This window comes from Haloglomus salinum, from assembly GCF_024298825.1.
In the GTDB taxonomy this organism is placed as follows: Archaea; Halobacteriota; Halobacteria; order Halobacteriales; family Haloarculaceae; genus Haloglomus; species Haloglomus salinum.
In genome coordinates, this window is sequence record NZ_CP101153.1 from 1,597,820 (window position 1) to 1,617,650 (window position 19,831).

Here is a 19,831-nt window from a genome sequence, read left to right on the forward strand (position 1 = left end):
TCGCGCTCCGTATGCAGCACGACTCAACAAACTATCATCGGCTGAGGATTTCAACAGAGCCCGCTCCGATTATATCGGTTCTCAGAAGCCCAGTAGACCGCTGCCCATCGAATCATCGATGTTGCCCAGTGCCGTGCTGGCCGCATCCCGACCGAACTGAACGTAGCCCTCGCTTGCGACCGAGGATTCACAGCCCAGAACGGTACATCCTTCGGGGGCTTCCGGCCCCAGGCCGAGGGCCGCGGCTGGCCTCGAGCGTGAGGAGTCCGAACGCGCTTGAACTGCACCGTATAGTACTATTCCACAGTTCGCTGGTACTCGTTGTCCGGACGTGGCGGAACGGCTGCCATGGCCCCTCGTCCATCTCCGGCCCCCGTGGATACCTTCTTGATAGACTCCGACCAAGCGCGGGGCAACACGTGGCCAACTCCTCCCGAACACTCCTCATCATCTGTGCTGGGCTTGTCATCCTGGCTGGCTGTAGCGCTCCCACTGCCCCGGCCAGCGATGGGGGCGAGAGTCCGCAGCCGGCGAGCGGTGACGCGACCGTCGAGGGAACGACTGAGGTTCACTTCATCAATGTCGGGCAGTCAGTTGCAACGCTCATCATCGGGCCGACGGGTGAGACGATGCTCATCGACAGCGGCCATTTCAACGACGACGGTGAGTACGTGCTGCAGTATCTCCAGCAGCAGAACATCGACCGGATCGACTACTTCGTCACGAGCCACAACGACGCCGACCACATCGGTGGGAACGCAGCCGTCATCAACTACTTCGAGACGGAAGCGGACGGCATCGGCGCCGTCTACGACCCCGGTATCGCCGCCGGGACCGAGACCTACAGCGAATACCTCGATGCGATCGAACAACACGAGGTCACCCTGTACGAGACCCGCGAGGGGGATAGCATCCCGTTCGAGAACGTGAGCGTGCAGGTCATGGGGCCGCCGGACCCGTATCTCGAGAGCGAGGCCCGCAACGAGAACAGTATCGTGCTCAAGCTCACCTACGGCCAGACGAGCTTCCTGTTCACCGGCGATGCCGAAGACGACCAGGAGGCGTATCTCGTCGAGGAGTACGGTTCACAGCTCCGGGCCACCGTGATGAAGGCCGGACACCACGGGAGCAAGACCTCGACGAGCGGAGCACTACTGGACGCAGCACAGCCGCAGGCGGTCATCATCTCGAGTGAATTCGACTCGCGGTACGACCACCCGAACGAGGCGACGCTGCAGCGACTCGCCGAGCGCGACATTGCTACCTACTGGACGGCCACACAGGGACACGTCGTTCTCACGAGCGATGGTGCCCAGGTGACGGTCGCTACCCAACGGTCCGCCCCGACCGAGCCGATGCGGCTCCGCGACGGGTCGCCGGTCGAACTCGGCACGACGACAGACGCCGAGCGGCGAGCCACAATCACGGGTACCGGCGTGACGGACGCCACTAGCACGGCGACACCGGTCGCGACCGACGGCGGAACTGACAGTGGGGCCGGGTCTGGAGAAGGCACGCTCGCGCTCAAGTCGGTCAACGCTGACGCCGAGGGAAGCGACCGTGACAATCTCAATGACGAGTTCATCGTCCTCGAGAACACTGGCGATGGGTCGCTCGATCTCTCGAGGTGGACCGTGAGCGACGAAGCCGGGGCCACGTACACGATTCCTGACGGCACCACGCTTGCGGCCGGCGCCACACTCACGATTCACTCCGGAAGCGGCACCGATACCGAGGCTGATCTCTACTGGGGGTCCAGCAGTCCCATCTGGAACAACGCCGGCGATACAGTCATCGTGTCGGACGAGAATGATGCAACTGTCCTTCGAGAGGCCTACGAATGATTCCGAATGGTGCCTATACGGCCGTGTTGGACCGGTTCGAAGACAGCGACCCAGTGCTGGAGCTGACGGGCGAGAGCGGGCGCTACGAGCTGGTCGTCGAGCAACAGGCCCTCCCACAGCCTGCCCGACATACTGATGCCGTGCTGGAAATCGAACTGGTTGACGAGGCGATTGTGGCTGCGGACTACAAACCTGCAGAGTCGAAGCAGCGGATTAGCGACGCACAGAATCGGTTCGACCGGCTGTCGAAGCGGCCGCCGAGTGACGACGAATCCTGAGACTCTCGGTATTCAGGGCGGCGCGAGTCCGGCCCGTGCGACTCTCGTCTCCAGTCGAACCTCTTGGTCCCGATTGCGGGTTCCCAGACAGTATGGCGGGATAAATTGAGGTGGTTGGATTCCAATCGCTCGGTAATGGTCGAATGTAGTAACTGTGGTGACGAACTGGAATGGGGTTGGACAGGACTGTGCTTAGAATGTCGAGAACGTTCTTGCAAGCCTTGTTGGGAGGCGATGCCGCTGGAAGACGGGTTAGCTGGTGGTCACGCATGTCCTGTTTGTAATGCTGGTCTCACGGAGTAGGCGCTATTGGACGCCGTTCTCGAGTAGGAGCTTCGTAGAATCGGAGCTCTGAGGTGGAGTGAAGCAAGCCCGGTTTCCGATTCCCGATTCAACTGCTTTCAAAAGAGTCGACTTCTGGATAGTACTCGGCCGCCAGTATTCAACAGAACCAGCCAACAATCGCTGTGCCCACAGTATACGATTGTCCTTGACGTGTGGGTATTTCCGGCACTGGCTCACTGTCGGCTCGTTGGGTCGTTTCTGAATCTCTCGCAGCTTGCACTCATTCGAGTATACTGTCCCCTCTGGGTATAAAAGTGGCCGCGAGGATTCGCAGACTCCCCCACCTCTTGCCCCACTGAATCTGCCACCGCACCTCGGAGTAAACGCCTGTCTCGGATGGCACGGAATGGTATTCTGGTTCAGAATGGATATGCGCCCATCCTATCTCTATTCGCAACTTTGGTATTGTCCGAAAGCGCCCGGAAAATACTGCCGTTAATTTCGATAGTTGAATTTATGTACAAAGGCGGTTCCGGATTGGATGTCGCCTTCCGATAGTGTCGTAGCCAATCTCGCACGCACATCATGATACATCGATTCCAATCGCTGATGGCCTCCGCTCTGGAACGACGTCGTCTCCGTCTCGCTGCCCGAACCGCCGTGTTGGTCCTCCTGCTCGTCGGGTTGATCGCATCGGCTGCGGTGCCGGCTGCAGCCCAAGACAACTCCGGGAGTTCGGCGACGAACCCGATCTGCCAGGATAGCTCCAATACGTTGCCCGACATGATCGAGGGGTTCGTTCAGATAACAACCGCTCTCGGGTTGATGGGGCTGCTCGTCGTCTGGCAGGCGGATTCGCTGATGGAGATGTTCACACTCAGCCGCGAGCAGAAAGCCAACATCAAACAGCACAAACGCGGTGCAATGCGGTCTGCCGTTGTGCTAGTGGTTCTCGGGCCGGTGTTCACTGTTGCTGGGTCGACGATGGGGCTACCTATCGCCCAGTGTGTGGACCTAATCCCGTTCTGACTCCTCACAGATGTCGGAACGCGGATTCACCCTACTACTCATCATCAGCCTCCTCGCAGGCGGTGTCACCAGTGTCGCGTCTGCGACTCCCCCACGGCCTGGGACCGAGGGGAACGGACTTGACGAGAACGAGTCAGCGACCCTCTGGTCCCGTGACAACGACAGTCAGCGTATCACGAACGCCGAGTACCGGCGGGCCTACGGTGAGCAGCGGACGGCGATTCAGAGCGTGGCCAACGGGACGGACCTGACGTTCCGGCGACCCCCGTCAACCGCTGGAATCTGGACGCGCCACGACTTCTCAGATTACGCGCCCGGAAACGCGAGTGTCTCGGTGTACCCAACATCGGCGAACCGAACGAATTCGACGCTGATTCGGGATGCGCATGCGACTGTGTTTGCCGCAACGCCGTCGACGGTGGCACACACGGGGCCAGGAGAGACGACGCGATATCTGGCACCGGACGGGGAGCTGCGTGGCGCTGTCGACTACCGAGTCGCTGTTCCAGATGGCAACGTAACCACACGCCGCTCCACTGCTACGAACGGATCGAACACGACCACCGGCCGTCGCACCCGCCGCGTATCGTGGTCGCTTACGAGCCATGAGATTAGCGCCATCCGGCTTCTCCAAGACGGTGAGGTTATCGCGCGGACGAACGGCTCTCATCGGCCTCGAATCGAGTACGCGCTCACAGGACAGGACGGAACGCTCAGGCTGGAAGCCGATATCGAGGTCAGCCTCACACGTCGCGTCACCGTCACTCGCACGACGAATAGAACCACCCCGAACGGGACGGAGAACATCGTCCGCGAACGGACGACGACCAGCATCGTGACGGATTCGGTGACGGTAACCGACGAAATTCACGGCCACGTGTACGGCCTAGAACCGTCGCTCGAGTACGTGACGTATCCCGATGGCGACCTCGGTCTTGCTGTCTTCCAGGAGCTTCCCTGGCAGGGATACCGCCTGCGTACGAACGGCGGGGCACGGGTCCGTGGTGTTTGGCGATTCTACACCGCTCGTGATACTGGCTGGGACACGCTCGTCCGGAGCCGAGCAGGCGGTTCACGACGTACCGAATCCAATGCAGTTCCAGTGTCCGTCCACGCATACCCGTCTCGCATCGGCCCACGAATCGAACCGGAGGGTCGCGGCCCTGAGTTGCTAAACCGGTGGGGCGCACGGCGGGACTCGCCCGCTGGAACGCTCGGTCGGAACGTCCACGTTGAGGTAGTCGATAGGTCGTACGAGGCGACGCACGGGCTGGCTGTTCGGTATCGTGCCAACGCTAGCACTCGGATTACGGTTCGTGGCATCGTTCGCGGTGAGAACCGGACATTTCGCCCCGAAGCCGACGGCACGCGGCGGGTCCTCCGGCAGAGCAATCTCACCGTCGAGCGCATCTCCGAGTCGGAGTCACAGCTCACGGTCCGAATCACCCTCCGCGATGCCGAGACTGGAGAGCCGATTTCGCTCTCGGCGCCGAATCGTCCCCGGTACGAACCGTTGCTAGTCGGTCGAGACGAGGCGTATATCTCGATTGGTGACCGGCGCGTCCAGACGAACCTCTCAGGGATGGCGACCGTCCGGCTCGATGAGAGCGGCGTCTACACGGTACGCTACCATCCGGAATCGTGGCTTACCCACGATCCGGCATACACCGGGGCGGCGACATCCGTTCGATGGCACCCCCTCGCGACGATAATGGGCTGGCTTGCTCTCGCGGTCCGAGTGGCACAGTGGTTCCTGCCGTTCGCTCTTGCGCTGTATGCGGGGCGACGGCTGGGTGGGATGTTTCGGTATCGAGGTGACCTCTGATGGACTGGACTCGACGAACCCTGGTTGGAGGTATCGCATCCGCAACCGTACCGCTGGCTGGCTGTTCGCTCGATTCGCCATCCGACGACCCAACCGACAGTGGCGGCGGTGGCGATTTCGAACAGGTACAGGTAGACGGGCAGACACTCGTGGTTGGGCTCGGAGAACTCTCACCAAGCACAGTGAACGTTATCGCTCCCGATGGCACTGCGTTTGCGTCACGGTCGGTCCCACAGGGAGCGACGACGGTCACGTTCGATATCGGACTCTCATACGCCCCGGGCGAGTATCGGGTCGTTGCGAGTACCGGAGAGTCGACGATAGCGGAAACCACTCTCACGATTGCACCGGACCTCGAGATCCTGGAGGTCGGCGTCGGTGCAAATCATCTTGACCGGATGCCAACTGGCCTCGGTAATACGAAATCTGCGGAGGCACTGGTTACCGTCATTAATCGCGGAAACGGTCCAGCTATCCTCGAAAAAATACTGTTCCTTGGTGGGGTACCAAATCCAACTACTGACCTTCAAGATGCAGATGAAGAGGAGGCTAGTGGTATATTCATTAAAGCTGAGGGCGCCAGCGAGGTTACTCAGCTCGTAATTCTTGGAAATCAAAAAGACACCCTCTATACTAGCAGACTCCCGTTCAGCTTCCACGAAGATGGAGTGAGCTGTAGCAGTGACGAACAAACTGGGAAGTTCCGAGTAGTACTGTCTACGAGGATTGAGGGTGCTTCTGCTACCGGTGAGTACTCTATTAGCTATACTCGGTCCAGTGAATCTGGTGAGTGTAACATCCGAATTAATTGAACTCAACAATGCCAGGGATTCCATTTGCTGATTTTGGGCTGAAGTGGTTTACCGACATCATTGAGAAGATCTCCGAATGGTTCGGAACTGAAATATCACAGAGTTATCGAAATCTCGCCAATGATTTCTTCGGCACTCCCCTCCCGAACGGTTCCGGGGCAGACCTGATTTTCAGCGCTCCTGCTCCGGATGACAAGCCGTGGTACGATATCTACGAATCTGTCGTCGCCGGTGATATCATGATACTCGCTCTGGTCATTCTTTTCCTCGCCGTACAGGGCCGTCACTTCGTACGAATCTTCGACTTCAGTAGTCCGTATGAGGCCCGGAGAACCAGGCGGACAGCCTGGACCGGGGCTGTACTGATCGTCGCTTGGTACTGGGTCGCCGTGTTGTTGCTCTACTTCGTTGATGCATTCACGATTGCGCTGGTCCCGAGTCTCGGTGAACTCGGAGCGGCGATGGTCGATCTCATGCCCTCGGCTGTGAGCAATCCGGGACTCACTGCTATCATGGCATTCCTCGGGGCGCTATCGATGCTTGCGCTGAAGGCTCTCTTCTTCATCCGGGAGGTACTGCTCTACGTGTATCTCTACGCGATGCCACTTGGTATCGCGGTCGCCTTCGGGAACGTACCGGTCGTCTCTCATATCGCTCGCCGCCTCTGCCGGCAGTTCATCCCGCTGGCTGTACTGCCGTTGCCAGCGACTCTCCTCTTCCGCGGTTACGGGCTGATTTTCGTCGGTAATAGTGTCGTAGCGCCGAAAAGCGAGTTTCTCCAGTATTTCGTCGTTATCTCACTCCCCATCATCGCGCTGTTTGTCACCTGGAAAACGTTCCAGTACGCCAGTCCGCTGACTGCGACGGCACTTCGCCGTGGAACACAGGCTGCGGCAACGGCTGGCGCCGTCGCCGGTGTCGGATACGTCGGTGGTCAGCGAGCAGCGCTCACGACGGCTCGGTACGGCACGATGGCCGGCGCCATGCAGGTCGCGACAGGACAGGGAAGTCAGCAACAGTCCGGCTCGGATGGCACGAACAACAACAACGGCGGGAATAGCGGCGGCGGTGGCGGCGGTGGCGGCGGTGGCGTGCCCAACCATCGGCGGACCGGAAATAATCCGTAGTACTGAGTATGAGCTCTGACTCCACGCATTCAGCAGCGAAGCGTCGCATCATGAACCAGCTCGGCGAGGAGAATCGCGTTCCCATCCTCAACGTGTCGGAGGGAGATATCGGAGTGCTGTTCGGATTCCCGATTACTGGCCTGTTCGTCGCCAGTCTCCTCGGTGCCGATGTGTTGCTCCTCCCCCTCGTTCTGCTGGGGGTGACGCTCGGCACTGCTGTGGTCTATGCAGCACCGGCGCAGCTGACGGCCTGGCAGTGGCTTCGCGACGTATCCCGCTTCTATCTCAAGCGCCCGCGGGTTACCCACAGTCACGAGCCGGATAGCGACCACGCTCCTACTGAGGGCGGCGTCGTTCAGTATACGCCCTTCACCCCGGCTGAGCGGACCCAAGACCTCACGAACGTGCAGCGGGCGTGGCCCGGTGCGGGAGCGGTTCAACGCACCGATGGCCGGATGGAAGCGTTCGTCGAGATCGACCCGGCGAACATGGATTTCGCGATGGCCGGAGACTGGCAAGCTGTCCAAGAGGCCGGTGCCGAGTTCGCCAACTCGGAACTCGAATTCCCGCTCACGTTCCATGCGACGACCCGCTCGTTCCCGGTTGGACAGCTCATCGAACAGCTTGACGACCGTCTGAGCGATGGTGATGTCCAAGACAACCCTGCGTTTCAGGAACTACTGACCGAGTACCGTGACCGACGGCCGGCGGACCTCGCTGACACGCAGCGCCTCCACTACTACATCGGGGTTGAGGTCGGCCGGCTTGAGGTGTACAACCACTACGAGCAGGAACAGACACCGGGAGAGAAACTCGCAGAAATCCCGCTCTTCGGCCTCTTGATCCAGCCGTTCGTGGCCCGGAAGCACGACCTCGATGATGCGGAGGTGCAGGCGGCGATGTTCGAGAAGCTTGACGAGCGCATTCGCACGGTCCGGTCCGAGTTCGTCGAGAACGTCTCCGGCTGGTCGGCGACCCGACTCAGCACGCTCGAACTGTTCCTGCTCAATATGGAATTCTGGAATGGAGAGGAGTACGATTCCGAGGTGCCCGCGAGTACAATCAGAACCGAGCCTGCTATTCAGCGTGAACCGCGTGCCCCCCGAGGTGAGCCGGATGCATAACCCCGGCTGGCTGCAGGCGGCTCTCCCTCGGAGTGTACAGAATACGCTTGAATCGCTCCCGCCCCTCATCTCACCGGCCGGCCTGCTGGTCTACGGCGTCGGGAGCATCCTCGCGCTCATCGTGGTCGCGAACATCGTGACCTGGTACCGTGAACGCCAGGCCGAGGACGTGGTGCTAGCAGAGTTACTCGACGAGGAGACACTGGATGCTGGTACCCACGAAGAGGCGTTATTCGACGATATCGCGGAGCGCCAGCAGTCGGCGATGGCTCCAGCAGCGATCGAGTGGGAAACCCGTGCCGCTCGCGTCGGCGAGAATTGGATGACGACCCTGTACGTCGCCGGGTATCCGGATTACCCATCTGACGGCTATCTGAGTGGCTTGTTCGAGTTGACGAATGTCCGATTCGACTTGACGGCACACGTCGCGCCGAAGAACCAGTCGCGAGCACGGGATACACTCCAGCAGACAGCCGACGACATCCAAGCTGATGCGGACCTCGAACGAAGCGTCCGGGGTGCGTACCTGCAGGAACGGGCAAACGAGGCGACGGCGACGTACAAGGCCGTCGAGAACGGACAGCGCGTGTTCGACCAAGGGATGTTCGTCACAGTCCGCGCGGAGACGAAAGACGAACTCCGCGAGTCCGTCCAGCAGGTTCGAGCGGCGTTGCGCGAGCAGCCAGCAGGACTGAATCCGAAGACCGCTATCTGTACGCAGGACCTCGCACTCCAGTCGGCGGCACCGGTTGGGCCGAACGTATTCGACCGCGATGCGATTGCCCTCGGCGGTGCGGTCGGTGCGCTACTGGCATCACCACACAATGCGACGATTCTCGAGGAAGGGGGCGTGGAGTTCGGCATTCACAAGGATACCCGGAGCCCCCTCGTACTCGACCCGTTCGCCCGCGAAGACGGCTACGCGATGTTCACCGTCGGCGATCCAGGAAGCGGGAAGTCGTTCGGCGCGAAACAGAACTTCATCCGGACGATCGAGCAGGACCCGGACTGCATCGGCGTTGTCCTCGAACCGCTCAACAACTGGAACGGTGTCATCGAGGCGCTCGGCGGCCAGCGTATCACCGTCGGCGGAACGATGGGTCTGAACCCGTTGGAGATCAAGCCGACGCCCGACCGGGTTCTCCAGAGTCGCGGCGAGGACGCGAGTCCGCTCAAGGAGCGTCGCGAGCGGGCGATTAGTTTCTTCACGAACTTCTTCGCGTTGCGCGACGTAACGCTCGGCGACCGGCGGACAACGCTGGAACTGGCACTCGACGAGGCGTACGAGCGCAAGGGCATCACGGAGGATGTGAGCACCCACGACAACGAGAGCCCGACCGTCCGTGATATGCTGGATATTCTGGAGGAGATGAGCAACGCCCCCGAGTCGTTCGTCGTCCGGGCGGACGCCGAGGGGGAGAAACTCGCGGACGACGCGGTCTGGCTGCTGGACCAGCTTCGGCCGTTCACCGAAGGCGGCCAGTTCGAGAACCTGGGTCGGGCGAGTGAATTCGACATCCGCGACGAGAAGCTCATCTATCTCGATCTGGTCCAGCAGGGCGGCAATCTCGGCGGCCACACGAGCCTGCTCATGGAGCTGCTCATCTCGCTGGTCTACGAGCGGGCGAAGGAGACCGACAAGCGCGTCGTTTTCGTGGTGGACGAGGCGCGCTACCTGATGTCCGATGCGGCGACACTCTCGTATCTCGAGACCATCTTCCGCCATCACCGGCACCACGACCTCTCGATCCGGCTCATCACACAGACCGTCGACGAGTTCTTCCAGTGGCCGGAAGCGGAGATGATCCTCGACCAGTGTGCGATCAAGCAGTTCCACAAGCTCGACGGGATGGACGAGGAGTGGGCTAACGAGTTCGGCCTGAACTACGCGCAGATGCGCTACGTGCAGGATGCGATTCCCGGAAATGAGCAGGAAGGCTACTCACAGGCACTCCTTGGCGTCGACGGTGAGTGGCGAGGGATGGAGATTCAGGCACTCCCAAAAGAGAAGCAGATCATCGACTTCGATCCGACGGCAGACGCCACCGAAGTGTCGGAGGTTGTCGAGACGGGTCGGGAGTCATCACAACCCAGCGATTCGATGGAGGATTTGCCGGTGCCCGACGGGGGTGAGTGAAGAAAACTTATTCACGAACCCAACTGGATGCAGGATGTCGGATGGACTTCGAACCGGGGGACGATGTCGGCTATCAGAACGTCGCATATCTTCGGGAGAACGGCCCGGCTCCAGCGGCAGATCTCCCAACGGAAGTCGCTACTCGCCACCGGGCCGTCGGCGTGTACTCGTTCACGATTCAGGGTGGGTCCGGTTCGGATGGCATCTCGCTTCCCGGGTCACTCCGGAAGGTGTACTATCTCGATGAGCACTCCCCGTCGGACGTAATCACGGTCTTTCTCGAAACGAATGATGGACTCCTCGAGGAGGCAACCACGAAAGGACTGGTTCGTCGGTTTGGCGGCCACGGAGCGGAGTGGCGGGACGCGGCTCGGACGGTTTTGCGCGAGGAATTCGGCCTCCTAAGCAGTGATCCAACTCCAGAATCCCGTGGTGAACCGCAGAGGGTGAAATGCTGGCGCTGCGATGAGTACGTCGTCGATCTGGAGACCCATCTCGTTGCGGAGTGTCCGGAATCGGACTCGTAGTTCTCATCTTCGTCGTAACGCGGGGTTTGTGGTCGGCCCTGACGGGTGGACCGATGACACAACCCATCCAGTCGTCGTCGACTCGTGGCAAGCCCCTCGATGAGGAACGTGGCGGCTTCGTCCCAGATACTGAGATTATGAGCGAGCACGGTGCCGTCGAGATTACCGATCTAGAACCTGGTAACCGGATTTACGCTCTCGATCCGCTCACTGGAATCGCGAAGCTCAAGCCGGTTACCCATATCAGCTCACGGCAGTACCACGGACGAGTGTACGACATCAGTGCGAGACGCATTGCTCTTCGGGTGGCTCCGGGGCATCCGATCCTGTACGAAACCCAGTCGAAGTGCCCGCCACGGTTCAGGCCGGCGAACCAACTCTCCGAGTATGAGGAAAATATTCTCATCAACGACTGGGAGACGGTGCCCCGGAAGGCACCGGACGAGATCGATGTCACCGATTTCCTTGACGAGTTCGAAGTGTGCGTCAGCTACGATTGTCACGGACACACGTTTCGGGCGGCGCTTCCGGACGGATGCGAGCCGATTGGTCGGAATCAATGGGTCGGGTACCGGTTCGATGCTGCCACATTCAAGCGATATCAGGCTGCCATCGAGGAACTCGGGACGGGTGTCTGGATTCGAGACGGAACATCACATTGGCGCATGCCGTATCGGTTTCAACTCGAGGACTTCGTCCAGTTTATCGGTTGGTACGTGACTGAAGGGAGCGTTACTTGGAAGAAGAACCGAGACACTGCCGAAATACAGATCGCACAAAAGAAGGCTGAAAACCGCGAGAAAATCGGTGCTCTACTGGACCGGATGGGCCTTGAGCATGATCGGCAGGAGAAATCGTTCAAGTTCGGCTCGAAGCTCTATGGCCGTCTGATGGAGGGTCTGGGCGGCACGGACTGTCGCGATAAGCACCTTCCCGATTTCGTTTGGGAGCTTCCGACAGAGCACCAGCAACTGCTGCTTCAGACGCTTTTAGACGGTGATGGAAACGAGCGGCAAACGTACTACACGACGAGCGACAAGCTGGCTCGTGATGTCTGTCGGTTGTGCACAGAGTTAGGAATCAAGCCGCGCCACGCCTGGCGGGAGCGATCCTGGGGAACTCCGATTTGGGAGATCTACATCAGCCGGACGCAAGACCAGTTGTTCTATTCCTCGCAGGTTTCGGAACTGCTCAGCTCGGGGCCAGTATTTCGACTTACTGTCCGTGACTACCCTGCAGTTCTCGCCGGACGCAATGGCCGATTCCAGTGGATCGGCGCTAACGCCGTTTCATAACGATTTCACGCTACAACCGCTCGGCGGCGAACGCGTGGGCCGACACGAACTGTCCCGGCGGCCGTGGCCGCGCGTTCGGGTCCTGCCGCGGTGACCGTGGCGTCGTCGTGCAGGAGCGTGCCGGCGAGACGGTGGTCCTGGCGGCGGCGTTCGATGTGGACGTGACGACGCCGCGTGGACACCGCGACCTGACGCTGGTGGTACGGGTGGTGGGGTGAGGGGCGACACGGCCGGCTGACTGACTATTCGTTCGGCAGCCTGCGGGCCTGTACGACACCCGAACGCCGGTCTGGTGGTTGGTTTGATAAGGGTAGAGTATCGACCTCCGGGGTATGGAACACGCCAGCGCCACCCGCCCCGCCCCCTCGAGGGTCCCCTGGTACGTCCTCGCCATCGGCGTGGCGCTGGTGCTGGTGTTGACCGCCGAGACGCTGCTCCGGATGCTCGGGCTCGTGACCATCCGGCAGACGACGCTGGTCCTCAGCGGCGAGTATCTCATCGGTATCGTCTCCTCGGTGCCGTTCATCGCCGCCATCCTCTGGGGCGGGCTCAGGCTCAGGCGCGAGCGGTACACCCCGGTCGATCACTCGCGGGTCCTGCTGTGGGTCGTCTCCGGCGTGGTGGTGTCGCTCTGTATCAACGGTTCGATCATCCTCCTGACCGAGGACCTGAGTGTCTGGTATATCGTCGCGTGGTTGCGGTGGGGGGCCGCTATCGGCGGGGGTGTCGGGATGCTGGTCGGGTACATCGAGATGCGGGCGGTCCTGAACGCTCTCGACGCGGAACGGGCCCGGCTTCAGGCCGAGCAGATCGAGGACCAGCGCGAGACGCTGGACTACCTGAACAGCCTGCTCCGCCACGAGGTGCTGAACGGGATGAACGTTATCGAGGGTCACAGCCTGCTCCTCGAACAGGAGCTCGACGACGAGGAACTCGAAGAGACCCACGTCCAGCCCATCATCCGCCACAGCCAGGACATCTCCGCGGTCATCTCCGACGTTCGGCGGCTGGTCGGCGTCATCCAGGGTGACCGGGAGCTCGAGCCCGTCGACCTGCACGGGGCACTGGAGGCGGAGGTCCGGAAGCTCCGCGACACCCATCCGGACGCCGATATCTCGCTCGACGTTCCCAGCGGGGTGTTCGTCTACGGCAACGAGATGCTGCCGCGGGTCTTCGGGAACCTCCTCGCCAACGCCGTCGAGCACAACGACAACGAGAGCCCACGGGTCCGGGTCGAGAGCCGCGTCGGGGAGGAGGTGATCGAGGTTCTCGTCTCGGACGACGGCCCGGGCATCGACGATGCGACCCAGGAGACGCTGTTCGAACGTCCGGATGCGGGGCCGACGGACCACGGGTTCGGTCTCTACCTCGTGAGCCAGCTCTGTGGCCACTACGGCGGCGACATCGACCTCGTCGAGACCGGTCCGGAGGGGACGACGTTCGGTGCCACGTTACAGCGGGCCCCGGAGCCGCCGGCCATGGCGTCGACGGAGCCGTTCTCTGCGGAGTCCCCTACCTGAGGGAGTCCGGACGGCCGTCCGCCGTCGGCTCCCACGACCCGTTCTATCGCCGCCGCGCCGTCACGGTGGGTAGGGGCAAATATTGAAGGCACTCGCCCGTCGAGGGCTAGTCGGAGTGTGATATGTATGCACGGCACAGGGGGTCGGTCGCAATCGAACAGTTCCGGTGCGGTTCCTGAGCAGGCCCGTACCGTCGGCACCGTCGAGCACTGCTCCTGCGGCATGGCCGCACTCGTCGCGACTGTCGGTGCAGTCGTCCTGCTCTACTCGTCGCTCGTGGCGGTGACCACGGCGCTGGGGCTCCTCGGGTCGACGATGTTCGTCCTGGGCGTGTTCGCCGTCTGGTTCGTCACCTGGTTCGTGTTAGAGCTCGTCTGGGAGTGGCGCGCCGGTCGGTTGCACGTCCGCGGATAGCGCCCGGGCCCCGACACGCCCGTCGTTCGCGTCGCGTACTTCAATGACCGTCCAGGGACGGGACAACCGCCAACCGGGGGGAGCGTAGAGTAGGCGTACGAATGCGACTCGACGCACGAACGACCCTGACGGTGGTGGCGGTGCTCGTCGCCGCGCTGGCGCTGGTCGCGGCGCCCGCGGCCGCTGACGACGACATCGGCATCGCCACCGGTGACGGCATCAACTCGACCATCGACCTGTCGGCCTCGGGTGGCGAGGCCGGCAACGGCGGCTCCGGGACCCTCGACTGCGAGGGCCAGCCCACGCACCACCAGTGCGACAAGGGCGGTGAGCTGAACAGCGAGGCCGGTTCGCTCACCTACACCGGCGATACGTACAGCGACGACGACGATACGCGCTTCGGCGGCGGCGACGAGGTCACCGTCGCGGGCCAGGGCGAACAGGCCACCGTCGAGTTCGACTGCGACCTCAGCACGTCGCCCTCGCCGGACGACTGCGCGGTCAACGCCACGTCCTCGCAGGGCGACGCGCCCGGCCCGCTCGGGGAGAGCGGCGAGGAGGACGACTCCGGTGGCGACGACGGCTCCGGCGGCGCGCCGACCCTCCCGGCCCCCGGCGGTGAGGCACCGGGTACCGCCGACCTCGATGTCGGCCTCTTCCAGGGCGAGGGCATCAACTCGACGGTCGGTGTCGCCTACCAGGGCGGCTCCGGGCCCGTCGCGAGCGACGGCGCAGTCGACTGTATCGGCCAGCCCAGCCACCACCAGTGTGACAAGGGTGGCTCGCTGACGCTGGGCCCGCTCGGCGTCGCGTACGTCGGTGACAACTACGCGGACGACGACGACATCCGCGTCGGCGGCGGCGACGAGTTCGTCGTCTCGGCCGGCGGCGAGGAACTGCTCGCCGGCTTCGACTGTGACTTCACCACCTCCCCGTCCCCGGAGACGTGTGACTTCGACCTAGGCTCCTCGCAGGCCGACGCGCCCGGGCCGCTCGGTCCGGAGGACGGCGAGTTCGACAACGAGGGCGAGGCCCCCGGCGACGAGCGCTCCGAGCAGGGTGAGGAGAACAGCAACGACCAGAACAACCGGAACGAGAACGCCGAGTAGCGCGCCCCGCGGCTCCGTTCTTGTCGGATATTCATGGGTTCGCCACGCGGGAGTCCAGCGAGCGTGGGCACACTGGGCCGGACCGTGTCAGCCTTTCCGCTCGCTCCCGGACGGCCGTGTGTGTTCGGAGAAGATGTCACTCCGGCCACGACGGTGCTCGGTCCCGGCGACGATGCCGACGTGGCCATCGTGGGGGGCGTCCACGGTGACGAGCCGAGCGGTGTTCGCGCCGTGCGGCAGGTGATCGAGTCCAACCCCGACCTCCAGCGCCCGGTGAAACTCGTGGTGGCGAACCCGCCCGCAGTGGCCAGCCACCGTCGCTACCTCGATGCCGACATGAACCGGGTGTTCCCCGGAGATCCCGACAGTGGGGCCCGTGAACGCCGGCTCGCGGCCGCGCTCCTCGCGGAGATCGACGACTGTGGTCCGGTGCTCTCGATCCATTCGACCCACTCCTTCGACGACCCCATCGCGTTCGTCTCACGGTCGTATCCCCCCGTCCAGGAGCTGGCCGCACGCCTTCCGATACCGCACATCGTCGATCCGACGCCCTGTATCGAGGGGTCGCTCCCGACCGCTGCCCCCGTCATCAGCATCGAGGCGGGGCGACAGCTCACCGAGGAGGCCACGGAGAACGCCACCGGGATCGTCGAGGCGTTCCTCCGGCTGGTCGACGTGCTCCCCGAGGAGCCGACTGGTGGCGACTCGACCTACTACACGGTGACCGACGCGGTCTCGCAACCGTCCGGCCCCGACTACGAGCTACTCGTGGAGAACTTCGAACGAGTCTCCGAGGGGAGTACCGTCGCCCAGAGTGCCACTGAGGAGTACGTGGCCGACGAGCCGTTCGTCCCGATCCTCATGTCCGAGACCGGGTACGACGATCTCCTCGGGTACCGTGGCGAGACCGCCGGCGAGTCGCTGTCTGCCGCCCGCGATACCTGGGGTGTCGACCGTCCGTCGGACGGTTGATGCGGCCCCGGAGCTGGTCCACCAGTCCCCGCGCCCCCGGCCGGCGCCGCTACGCGAACAGCCGCCGCTTCAGCACGTCGGGCATAAGCCCGATGAGCCCCGCGACCAGCCACCAGCGCCGGGTGACGTACGCGTGGCGCTTCCCCCGCCGGACCGCCCGATATATCTGCGCGGCCGCGGTTTCGGGCGAGCACATCCAGAAGGTCCCGCCGGCCATCTCCGTGTCGACGAAGCCGGGCTCGATGGTCGTCACGTCCACGTCGGCGTCCAGATTCCGGGCCCGGTAGCGGAGGCTGTCGCAGTAGTTCGAGACGAACGCCTTCGACGCCGGGTACGCGGGGATGGCGCCGTTGGCCATGTGCGCGGCGACCGAGGAGATGCCGACGAGGTGGCCGTGGCCCTGGCTCTCGAAGCGGTCCATCGCAGCCGTCGCCAGCGCCGTGAACCCACGGACGTTCACGTCGATGGTCTCGCGCTCGACCTCCCAGTCGAGGTCGCGGTTCTCGCGGCCGACGCCGGCACAGAGCACCACCACGTCCACGTCGCCCATCGCGTCGGCGACCTCGTGGAACCCCTCGCGGGCGTCCGCGAGGTCGGTCACGTCCATCTTCGCGACGTAGGCTTTCGTGTCGAGCTGGTTCCCGATGAACTCCAGCTTCTCGCGCCGGCGGGCTGTCAGGCCGACCTCGTAGCCGTGGGCGGCGAACTCGCGGGCCAGCGCCTCCCCGATGCCCGAGGAGGCGCCGACCACGATGGCCGATGGCGGGTCGTCGTCGTGCATACGCCGGCGCTGGCGCCCGCCCTGTGTCAACCCCTCGGAATCCGTCGCTCCCCGTGGCCCGCTGCTCCCCAGCCCGTTCGGCGGAGCTGGGGGTCGGCCTGTTCGAATCTCGGGACGGGACTGTTCGGATTCCGGGGCGGCCCCGAGACACACCGGAGCCACCACGCGTCTCAAAAGTGTTATAATGTGGGGCCGCGGAGAAGCCAGTATCGCCCGGTTCGAGGGCGTCGTTTCTCCGGTTGGCGGCCTCGCACGGCGCACCTATCCATGCACGAAGGAACCCTCAGTGAGTACCGTACGCAGTTACGCGAGGAACTCCCCGCGGACGCAGACCTCGACGACATCCGGTTCGAAGGCCCGGAGCTGGTCGTCTACACCAGTACGCCGGACGTGTTCGCCAGGGACGACCGGCTCGTCGGTCGACTGGCCAGTACCCTCCAGAAACGCCTGACCATCCGGCCGACGGCGGACGCCCGCAGCACCCGGAGCGAGGCCGAGACCATCATCAGGAACGCCCTCCCCGAGGATGCTGGCCTGCGCGACATCGAGTTCCACCCCGAGACCGGCGAGGTGCTGATCGAGGCCGAGAAGCCGGGACTGGTCATCGGCCGTGGGGGTGAGACCAAACGCCAGATCGCCTCCGAGGCTGGCTGGACCGTCGAGGTCGTCCGGACCCCGCCGATGGAGTCCGATACCGTCGCGAACGTCCGGAACTACCTCACCCGTGAGCGGGCCGACCGCCGCGAGTTCCTCCAGCGCGTCGGCGAGAGCATCCACACCGGCTCGTCGGACCCGGAGTGGGTCCGCATCTCGACGCTGGGCTGCTGTCGGGAGGTCGGACGGGCCAGCTTCGTCCTCAGCACGGCCAACACGCGCATCCTCATCGACTGTGGCGACAAGCCCGGCGCCGAGGGCGAGGTCCCCTACCTCCAGGCGCCGGAGGCGATGCCGCTGACCGATATCGACGCGGTCGTGCTGACACACGCCCATCTGGACCACTCGGCGCTCCTCCCCATCCTGTTCAAGTACGGCTACGACGGACCGATCTACCTCACCGAGCCGACACGGGACCTGATGGGACTGCTCCAGCTCGACTACCTGGATGTCGCCTCCAAACAGGGCCGTTCGCCCCCCTACGACTCCCTGATGGTCCGGGAGGCGCTCAAGCGGACCATCCCCGTCGAGTACGGCGACGTGACCGACATCGCGCCGGACGTGAAGCTCACGCTGCACAACGCCGGTCACATCCTCGGGAGCGCGTCGGCACACTTCCACGTCGGCGACGGCTTCCACAACGTCGTCTTCTCCGGCGACATCCACTACACGGACACCCGGCTGTTCAACGGCGCCGACAACGACTTCCCCCGCTCGGAGACGCTGGTGATGGAGTCGACCTACGGCCGCCGGGGCGACTACTCGACCGACCAGGAGGACGCCGAGCGGAAGCTGGTCGATATCATCGGCGAGACGCTCGACGGGGACGGAACGGTCGTCATCCCGGCGTTCGCGGTCGGGCGCTCCCAGGAGATGCTGCTCGTCCTGGCCGACGCGATGCGAACCGGCGACCTCCCGACGGTGCCGGTCTACCTCGACGGGATGATTCGCGAGGCGACCGCCATCCACACCGCCTACCCCGAGTACCTGCGTGACGGGCTCCGCGAGCGCATCCTCTACGAGGACGAGAACCCGTTCCTGGCCGACCAGTTCCAGCACGTCGACGGTGGGTCGGACCAGCGCCAGGAGATCGCCGACGGCGAGCCCGCGATCGTCCTCTCGACCTCGGGGATGGTGACCGGCGGTCCCATCTTCTCCTGGCTCGACCTGCTCGGCACGGACCCGGCCAACACCCTCGTCTTCGTCGGCTACCAGGCCGAGGGCACGATGGGGCGACGCATCCAGCAGGGCCGACGCGACGTGCGACTCCCCCGCTACGACGGCGGGGAGTCCCGGGTCACCCTCGAACTCCAGGTCGAGGACGTCAGTGGGTTCTCGGGCCACGCCGACCGGCAGGGGCTGGAGAACTACGTCCGGACGATGTCCGACCGCCCGGAGCGGGTCCTCTGTGTCCACGGCGACGAGACGGCGACCAACCAGTTCTCCTCGGCGCTGTACGAGGAGTTCGGGATGGCGACCTACCAGCCGCGCAACCTCGAGACGTTCCGATGCGACTGACCGCCGGTCACCGGCGACCCCAGCGATGTGGAGCGGTCTACGGGGTCAGGTCACGCCGCCTCCTCGTCGTCCGCGGCGTCGGCGTGCCGGACCGTCAGCACCGGCGCCGGCGAGAGCCGGACCACGCGCTCGGCGACGCTCCCCAGCAGCGCGTGTGAGAGGCCCGTCCGGCCGTGGGTCCCCATCACGACGAGGTCGATGTCGTTCCGCTTCGTGTAGTCGAGGATGGCCCGGTGTGGCGACCCGCGGGCGACGGCGGTGTGGACACGCAGGTTCCGCAGCCGCTCGGCGGCCTCGTCGACGACGTCCTCGCCGTGCCGTTCGAGTTCCTCGAGTACGTCCCCGGCGGTCGGTGTCGGCGCGATGGCGGGCGACTCCGTGACGTACAGCAGGTGGACCGCGGCGTCGTGGTCGGCAGCCAGTTCGGCGGCGTGGTCCAGCGCGGCCGTGGCCGCCTCGCTCCCGTCGGTCGGGACCAGGATGGTGTCGTACATGGCCGGACTACCGATGGCCGGGGCCGAAAGTGTAGGGGTGGGTCCCGGATGCCGGGAACCGCCCGCCGACGCTGGATGGGGGACAC

Annotated in this window: 18 protein-coding genes; 16 read left to right on the forward strand and 2 right to left on the reverse strand. The window is 63.6% G+C overall.

What is annotated here, in order from left to right; translation table 11 throughout:
• Positions 1-419 precede the first annotated feature (419 nt).
• From NL115_RS07800 to NL115_RS07865, 15 genes are all read left to right on the forward strand, one after another.
• The gene (locus NL115_RS07800) at positions 420-1,844 is read left to right on the forward strand and encodes a lamin tail domain-containing protein (protein ID WP_254832617.1); all 1,425 of its coding nucleotides are present in this window, start codon (positions 420-422) and stop codon (positions 1,842-1,844) included.
• A 23-nt stretch (positions 1,845-1,867) separates the two neighbouring features.
• Positions 1,868-2,122: a DUF3006 family protein gene (locus tag NL115_RS07805; protein WP_254832618.1), complete on the forward strand. Its 255-nt coding sequence runs from the start codon at positions 1,868-1,870 to the stop codon at positions 2,120-2,122.
• A gap of 894 nt (positions 2,123-3,016) precedes the next feature.
• Entirely contained in the window at positions 3,017-3,436 is a 420-nt protein-coding gene (locus NL115_RS07810; protein ID WP_254832619.1) for a DUF7985 family protein, read from the forward strand.
• A gap of 10 nt (positions 3,437-3,446) precedes the next feature.
• Positions 3,447-5,261 carry a DUF8186 domain-containing protein gene (locus NL115_RS07815; RefSeq protein ID WP_254832620.1) on the forward strand — a complete coding sequence of 605 codons (1,815 nt, stop codon included), beginning with the start codon at positions 3,447-3,449 and terminating at the stop codon, positions 5,259-5,261.
• Positions 5,261-6,073: a hypothetical protein gene (locus NL115_RS07820; RefSeq protein ID WP_254832621.1), complete on the forward strand. Its 813-nt coding sequence runs from the start codon at positions 5,261-5,263 to the stop codon at positions 6,071-6,073. The genes NL115_RS07815 and NL115_RS07820 overlap by 1 nt, the downstream gene beginning before the upstream one ends.
• Positions 6,074-6,081: 8 nt before the next feature.
• Positions 6,082-7,200 (forward strand): TrbL/VirB6 family protein, encoded by a 1,119-nt coding sequence (locus NL115_RS07825; protein ID WP_254832622.1) that lies wholly within the window; start codon positions 6,082-6,084, stop codon positions 7,198-7,200.
• An 8-nt stretch (positions 7,201-7,208) separates the two neighbouring features.
• Positions 7,209-8,324 carry a TraC-like domain-containing protein gene (locus tag NL115_RS07830; RefSeq protein WP_350355296.1) on the forward strand — a complete coding sequence of 372 codons (1,116 nt, stop codon included), beginning with the start codon at positions 7,209-7,211 and terminating at the stop codon, positions 8,322-8,324.
• On the forward strand, positions 8,317-10,461 hold the full coding sequence (locus NL115_RS07835) for a VirB4 family type IV secretion system protein (RefSeq protein ID WP_254832624.1): 2,145 nt from the start codon (positions 8,317-8,319) through the stop codon (positions 10,459-10,461). The genes NL115_RS07830 and NL115_RS07835 overlap by 8 nt, the downstream gene beginning before the upstream one ends.
• A 41-nt stretch (positions 10,462-10,502) precedes the next feature.
• The gene (locus tag NL115_RS07840) at positions 10,503-10,988 is read left to right on the forward strand and encodes a hypothetical protein (RefSeq protein ID WP_254832625.1); all 486 of its coding nucleotides are present in this window, start codon (positions 10,503-10,505) and stop codon (positions 10,986-10,988) included.
• 53 nt (positions 10,989-11,041) lie between these two features.
• Positions 11,042-12,283, forward strand: a complete 1,242-nt coding sequence (locus NL115_RS07845) for an LAGLIDADG family homing endonuclease (RefSeq protein WP_254832626.1) — start codon at positions 11,042-11,044, stop codon at positions 12,281-12,283.
• Between the two features lie 2 nt (positions 12,284-12,285).
• Positions 12,286-12,501 carry a DUF7261 family protein gene (locus NL115_RS20775; protein ID WP_434084018.1) on the forward strand — a complete coding sequence of 72 codons (216 nt, stop codon included), beginning with the start codon at positions 12,286-12,288 and terminating at the stop codon, positions 12,499-12,501.
• A gap of 114 nt (positions 12,502-12,615) precedes the next feature.
• On the forward strand, positions 12,616-13,803 hold the full coding sequence (locus tag NL115_RS07850; protein ID WP_254832627.1) for a sensor histidine kinase: 1,188 nt from the start codon (positions 12,616-12,618) through the stop codon (positions 13,801-13,803).
• A 222-nt stretch (positions 13,804-14,025) separates the two neighbouring features.
• Positions 14,026-14,217, forward strand: coding sequence for a hypothetical protein (locus tag NL115_RS07855; RefSeq protein WP_254832628.1), 192 nt, complete (start codon positions 14,026-14,028; stop codon positions 14,215-14,217).
• Between the two features lie 101 nt (positions 14,218-14,318).
• Positions 14,319-15,326, forward strand: coding sequence for a hypothetical protein (locus tag NL115_RS07860; RefSeq protein WP_254832629.1), 1,008 nt, complete (start codon positions 14,319-14,321; stop codon positions 15,324-15,326).
• Positions 15,327-15,446: 120 nt separating this feature from the next.
• The gene (locus NL115_RS07865; protein WP_254824121.1) at positions 15,447-16,298 is read left to right on the forward strand and encodes a M14 family metallopeptidase; all 852 of its coding nucleotides are present in this window, start codon (positions 15,447-15,449) and stop codon (positions 16,296-16,298) included.
• A 49-nt stretch (positions 16,299-16,347) separates the two neighbouring features.
• Here the strand turns inward: NL115_RS07865 and NL115_RS07870 are convergent, their stop codons facing one another.
• Positions 16,348-17,079, reverse strand: a complete 732-nt coding sequence (locus NL115_RS07870; protein ID WP_254832630.1) for an SDR family NAD(P)-dependent oxidoreductase — start codon at positions 17,077-17,079, stop codon at positions 16,348-16,350.
• Between the two features lie 267 nt (positions 17,080-17,346).
• Between NL115_RS07870 and NL115_RS07875 the strand changes: the two genes are divergently transcribed.
• Positions 17,347-19,251: a beta-CASP ribonuclease aCPSF1 gene (locus NL115_RS07875; RefSeq protein ID WP_254832631.1), complete on the forward strand. Its 1,905-nt coding sequence runs from the start codon at positions 17,347-17,349 to the stop codon at positions 19,249-19,251.
• A 50-nt stretch (positions 19,252-19,301) separates the two neighbouring features.
• Here NL115_RS07875 and NL115_RS07880 read toward each other — a convergent pair whose 3' ends face one another.
• Positions 19,302-19,745: a universal stress protein gene (locus NL115_RS07880; protein WP_254832632.1), complete on the reverse strand. Its 444-nt coding sequence runs from the start codon at positions 19,743-19,745 to the stop codon at positions 19,302-19,304.
• Positions 19,746-19,831: the final 86 nt, after the last annotated feature.

Bases quoted from the DNA above. Each gene is read 5' to 3' on its own strand.
- NL115_RS07825 (WP_254832622.1), top strand. From the start codon at position 6,082: ATGCCAGGGATTCCATTTGCTGATTTTGGGCTGAAGTGGTTTACCGAC.
- NL115_RS07830 (WP_350355296.1), top strand. From the start codon at position 7,209: ATGAGCTCTGACTCCACGCATTCAGCAGCGAAGCGTCGCATCATGAAC.
- NL115_RS07815 (WP_254832620.1), top strand. From the start codon at position 3,447: ATGTCGGAACGCGGATTCACCCTACTACTCATCATCAGCCTCCTCGCA.
- NL115_RS07860 (WP_254832629.1), top strand. From the start codon at position 14,319: ATGCGACTCGACGCACGAACGACCCTGACGGTGGTGGCGGTGCTCGTC.
- NL115_RS07875 (WP_254832631.1), top strand. From the start codon at position 17,347: ATGCACGAAGGAACCCTCAGTGAGTACCGTACGCAGTTACGCGAGGAA.
- NL115_RS07840 (WP_254832625.1), top strand. From the start codon at position 10,503: ATGGACTTCGAACCGGGGGACGATGTCGGCTATCAGAACGTCGCATAT.
- NL115_RS07845 (WP_254832626.1), top strand. From the start codon at position 11,042: ATGACACAACCCATCCAGTCGTCGTCGACTCGTGGCAAGCCCCTCGAT.
- NL115_RS07870 (WP_254832630.1), bottom strand. From the start codon at position 17,079: ATGCACGACGACGACCCGCCATCGGCCATCGTGGTCGGCGCCTCCTCG.
- NL115_RS07850 (WP_254832627.1), top strand. From the start codon at position 12,616: ATGGAACACGCCAGCGCCACCCGCCCCGCCCCCTCGAGGGTCCCCTGG.
- NL115_RS07855 (WP_254832628.1), top strand. From the start codon at position 14,026: ATGGCCGCACTCGTCGCGACTGTCGGTGCAGTCGTCCTGCTCTACTCG.
- NL115_RS07820 (WP_254832621.1), top strand. From the start codon at position 5,261: ATGGACTGGACTCGACGAACCCTGGTTGGAGGTATCGCATCCGCAACC.
- NL115_RS07835 (WP_254832624.1), top strand. From the start codon at position 8,317: ATGCATAACCCCGGCTGGCTGCAGGCGGCTCTCCCTCGGAGTGTACAG.
- NL115_RS07880 (WP_254832632.1), bottom strand. From the start codon at position 19,745: ATGTACGACACCATCCTGGTCCCGACCGACGGGAGCGAGGCGGCCACG.
- NL115_RS07810 (WP_254832619.1), top strand. From the start codon at position 3,017: ATGGCCTCCGCTCTGGAACGACGTCGTCTCCGTCTCGCTGCCCGAACC.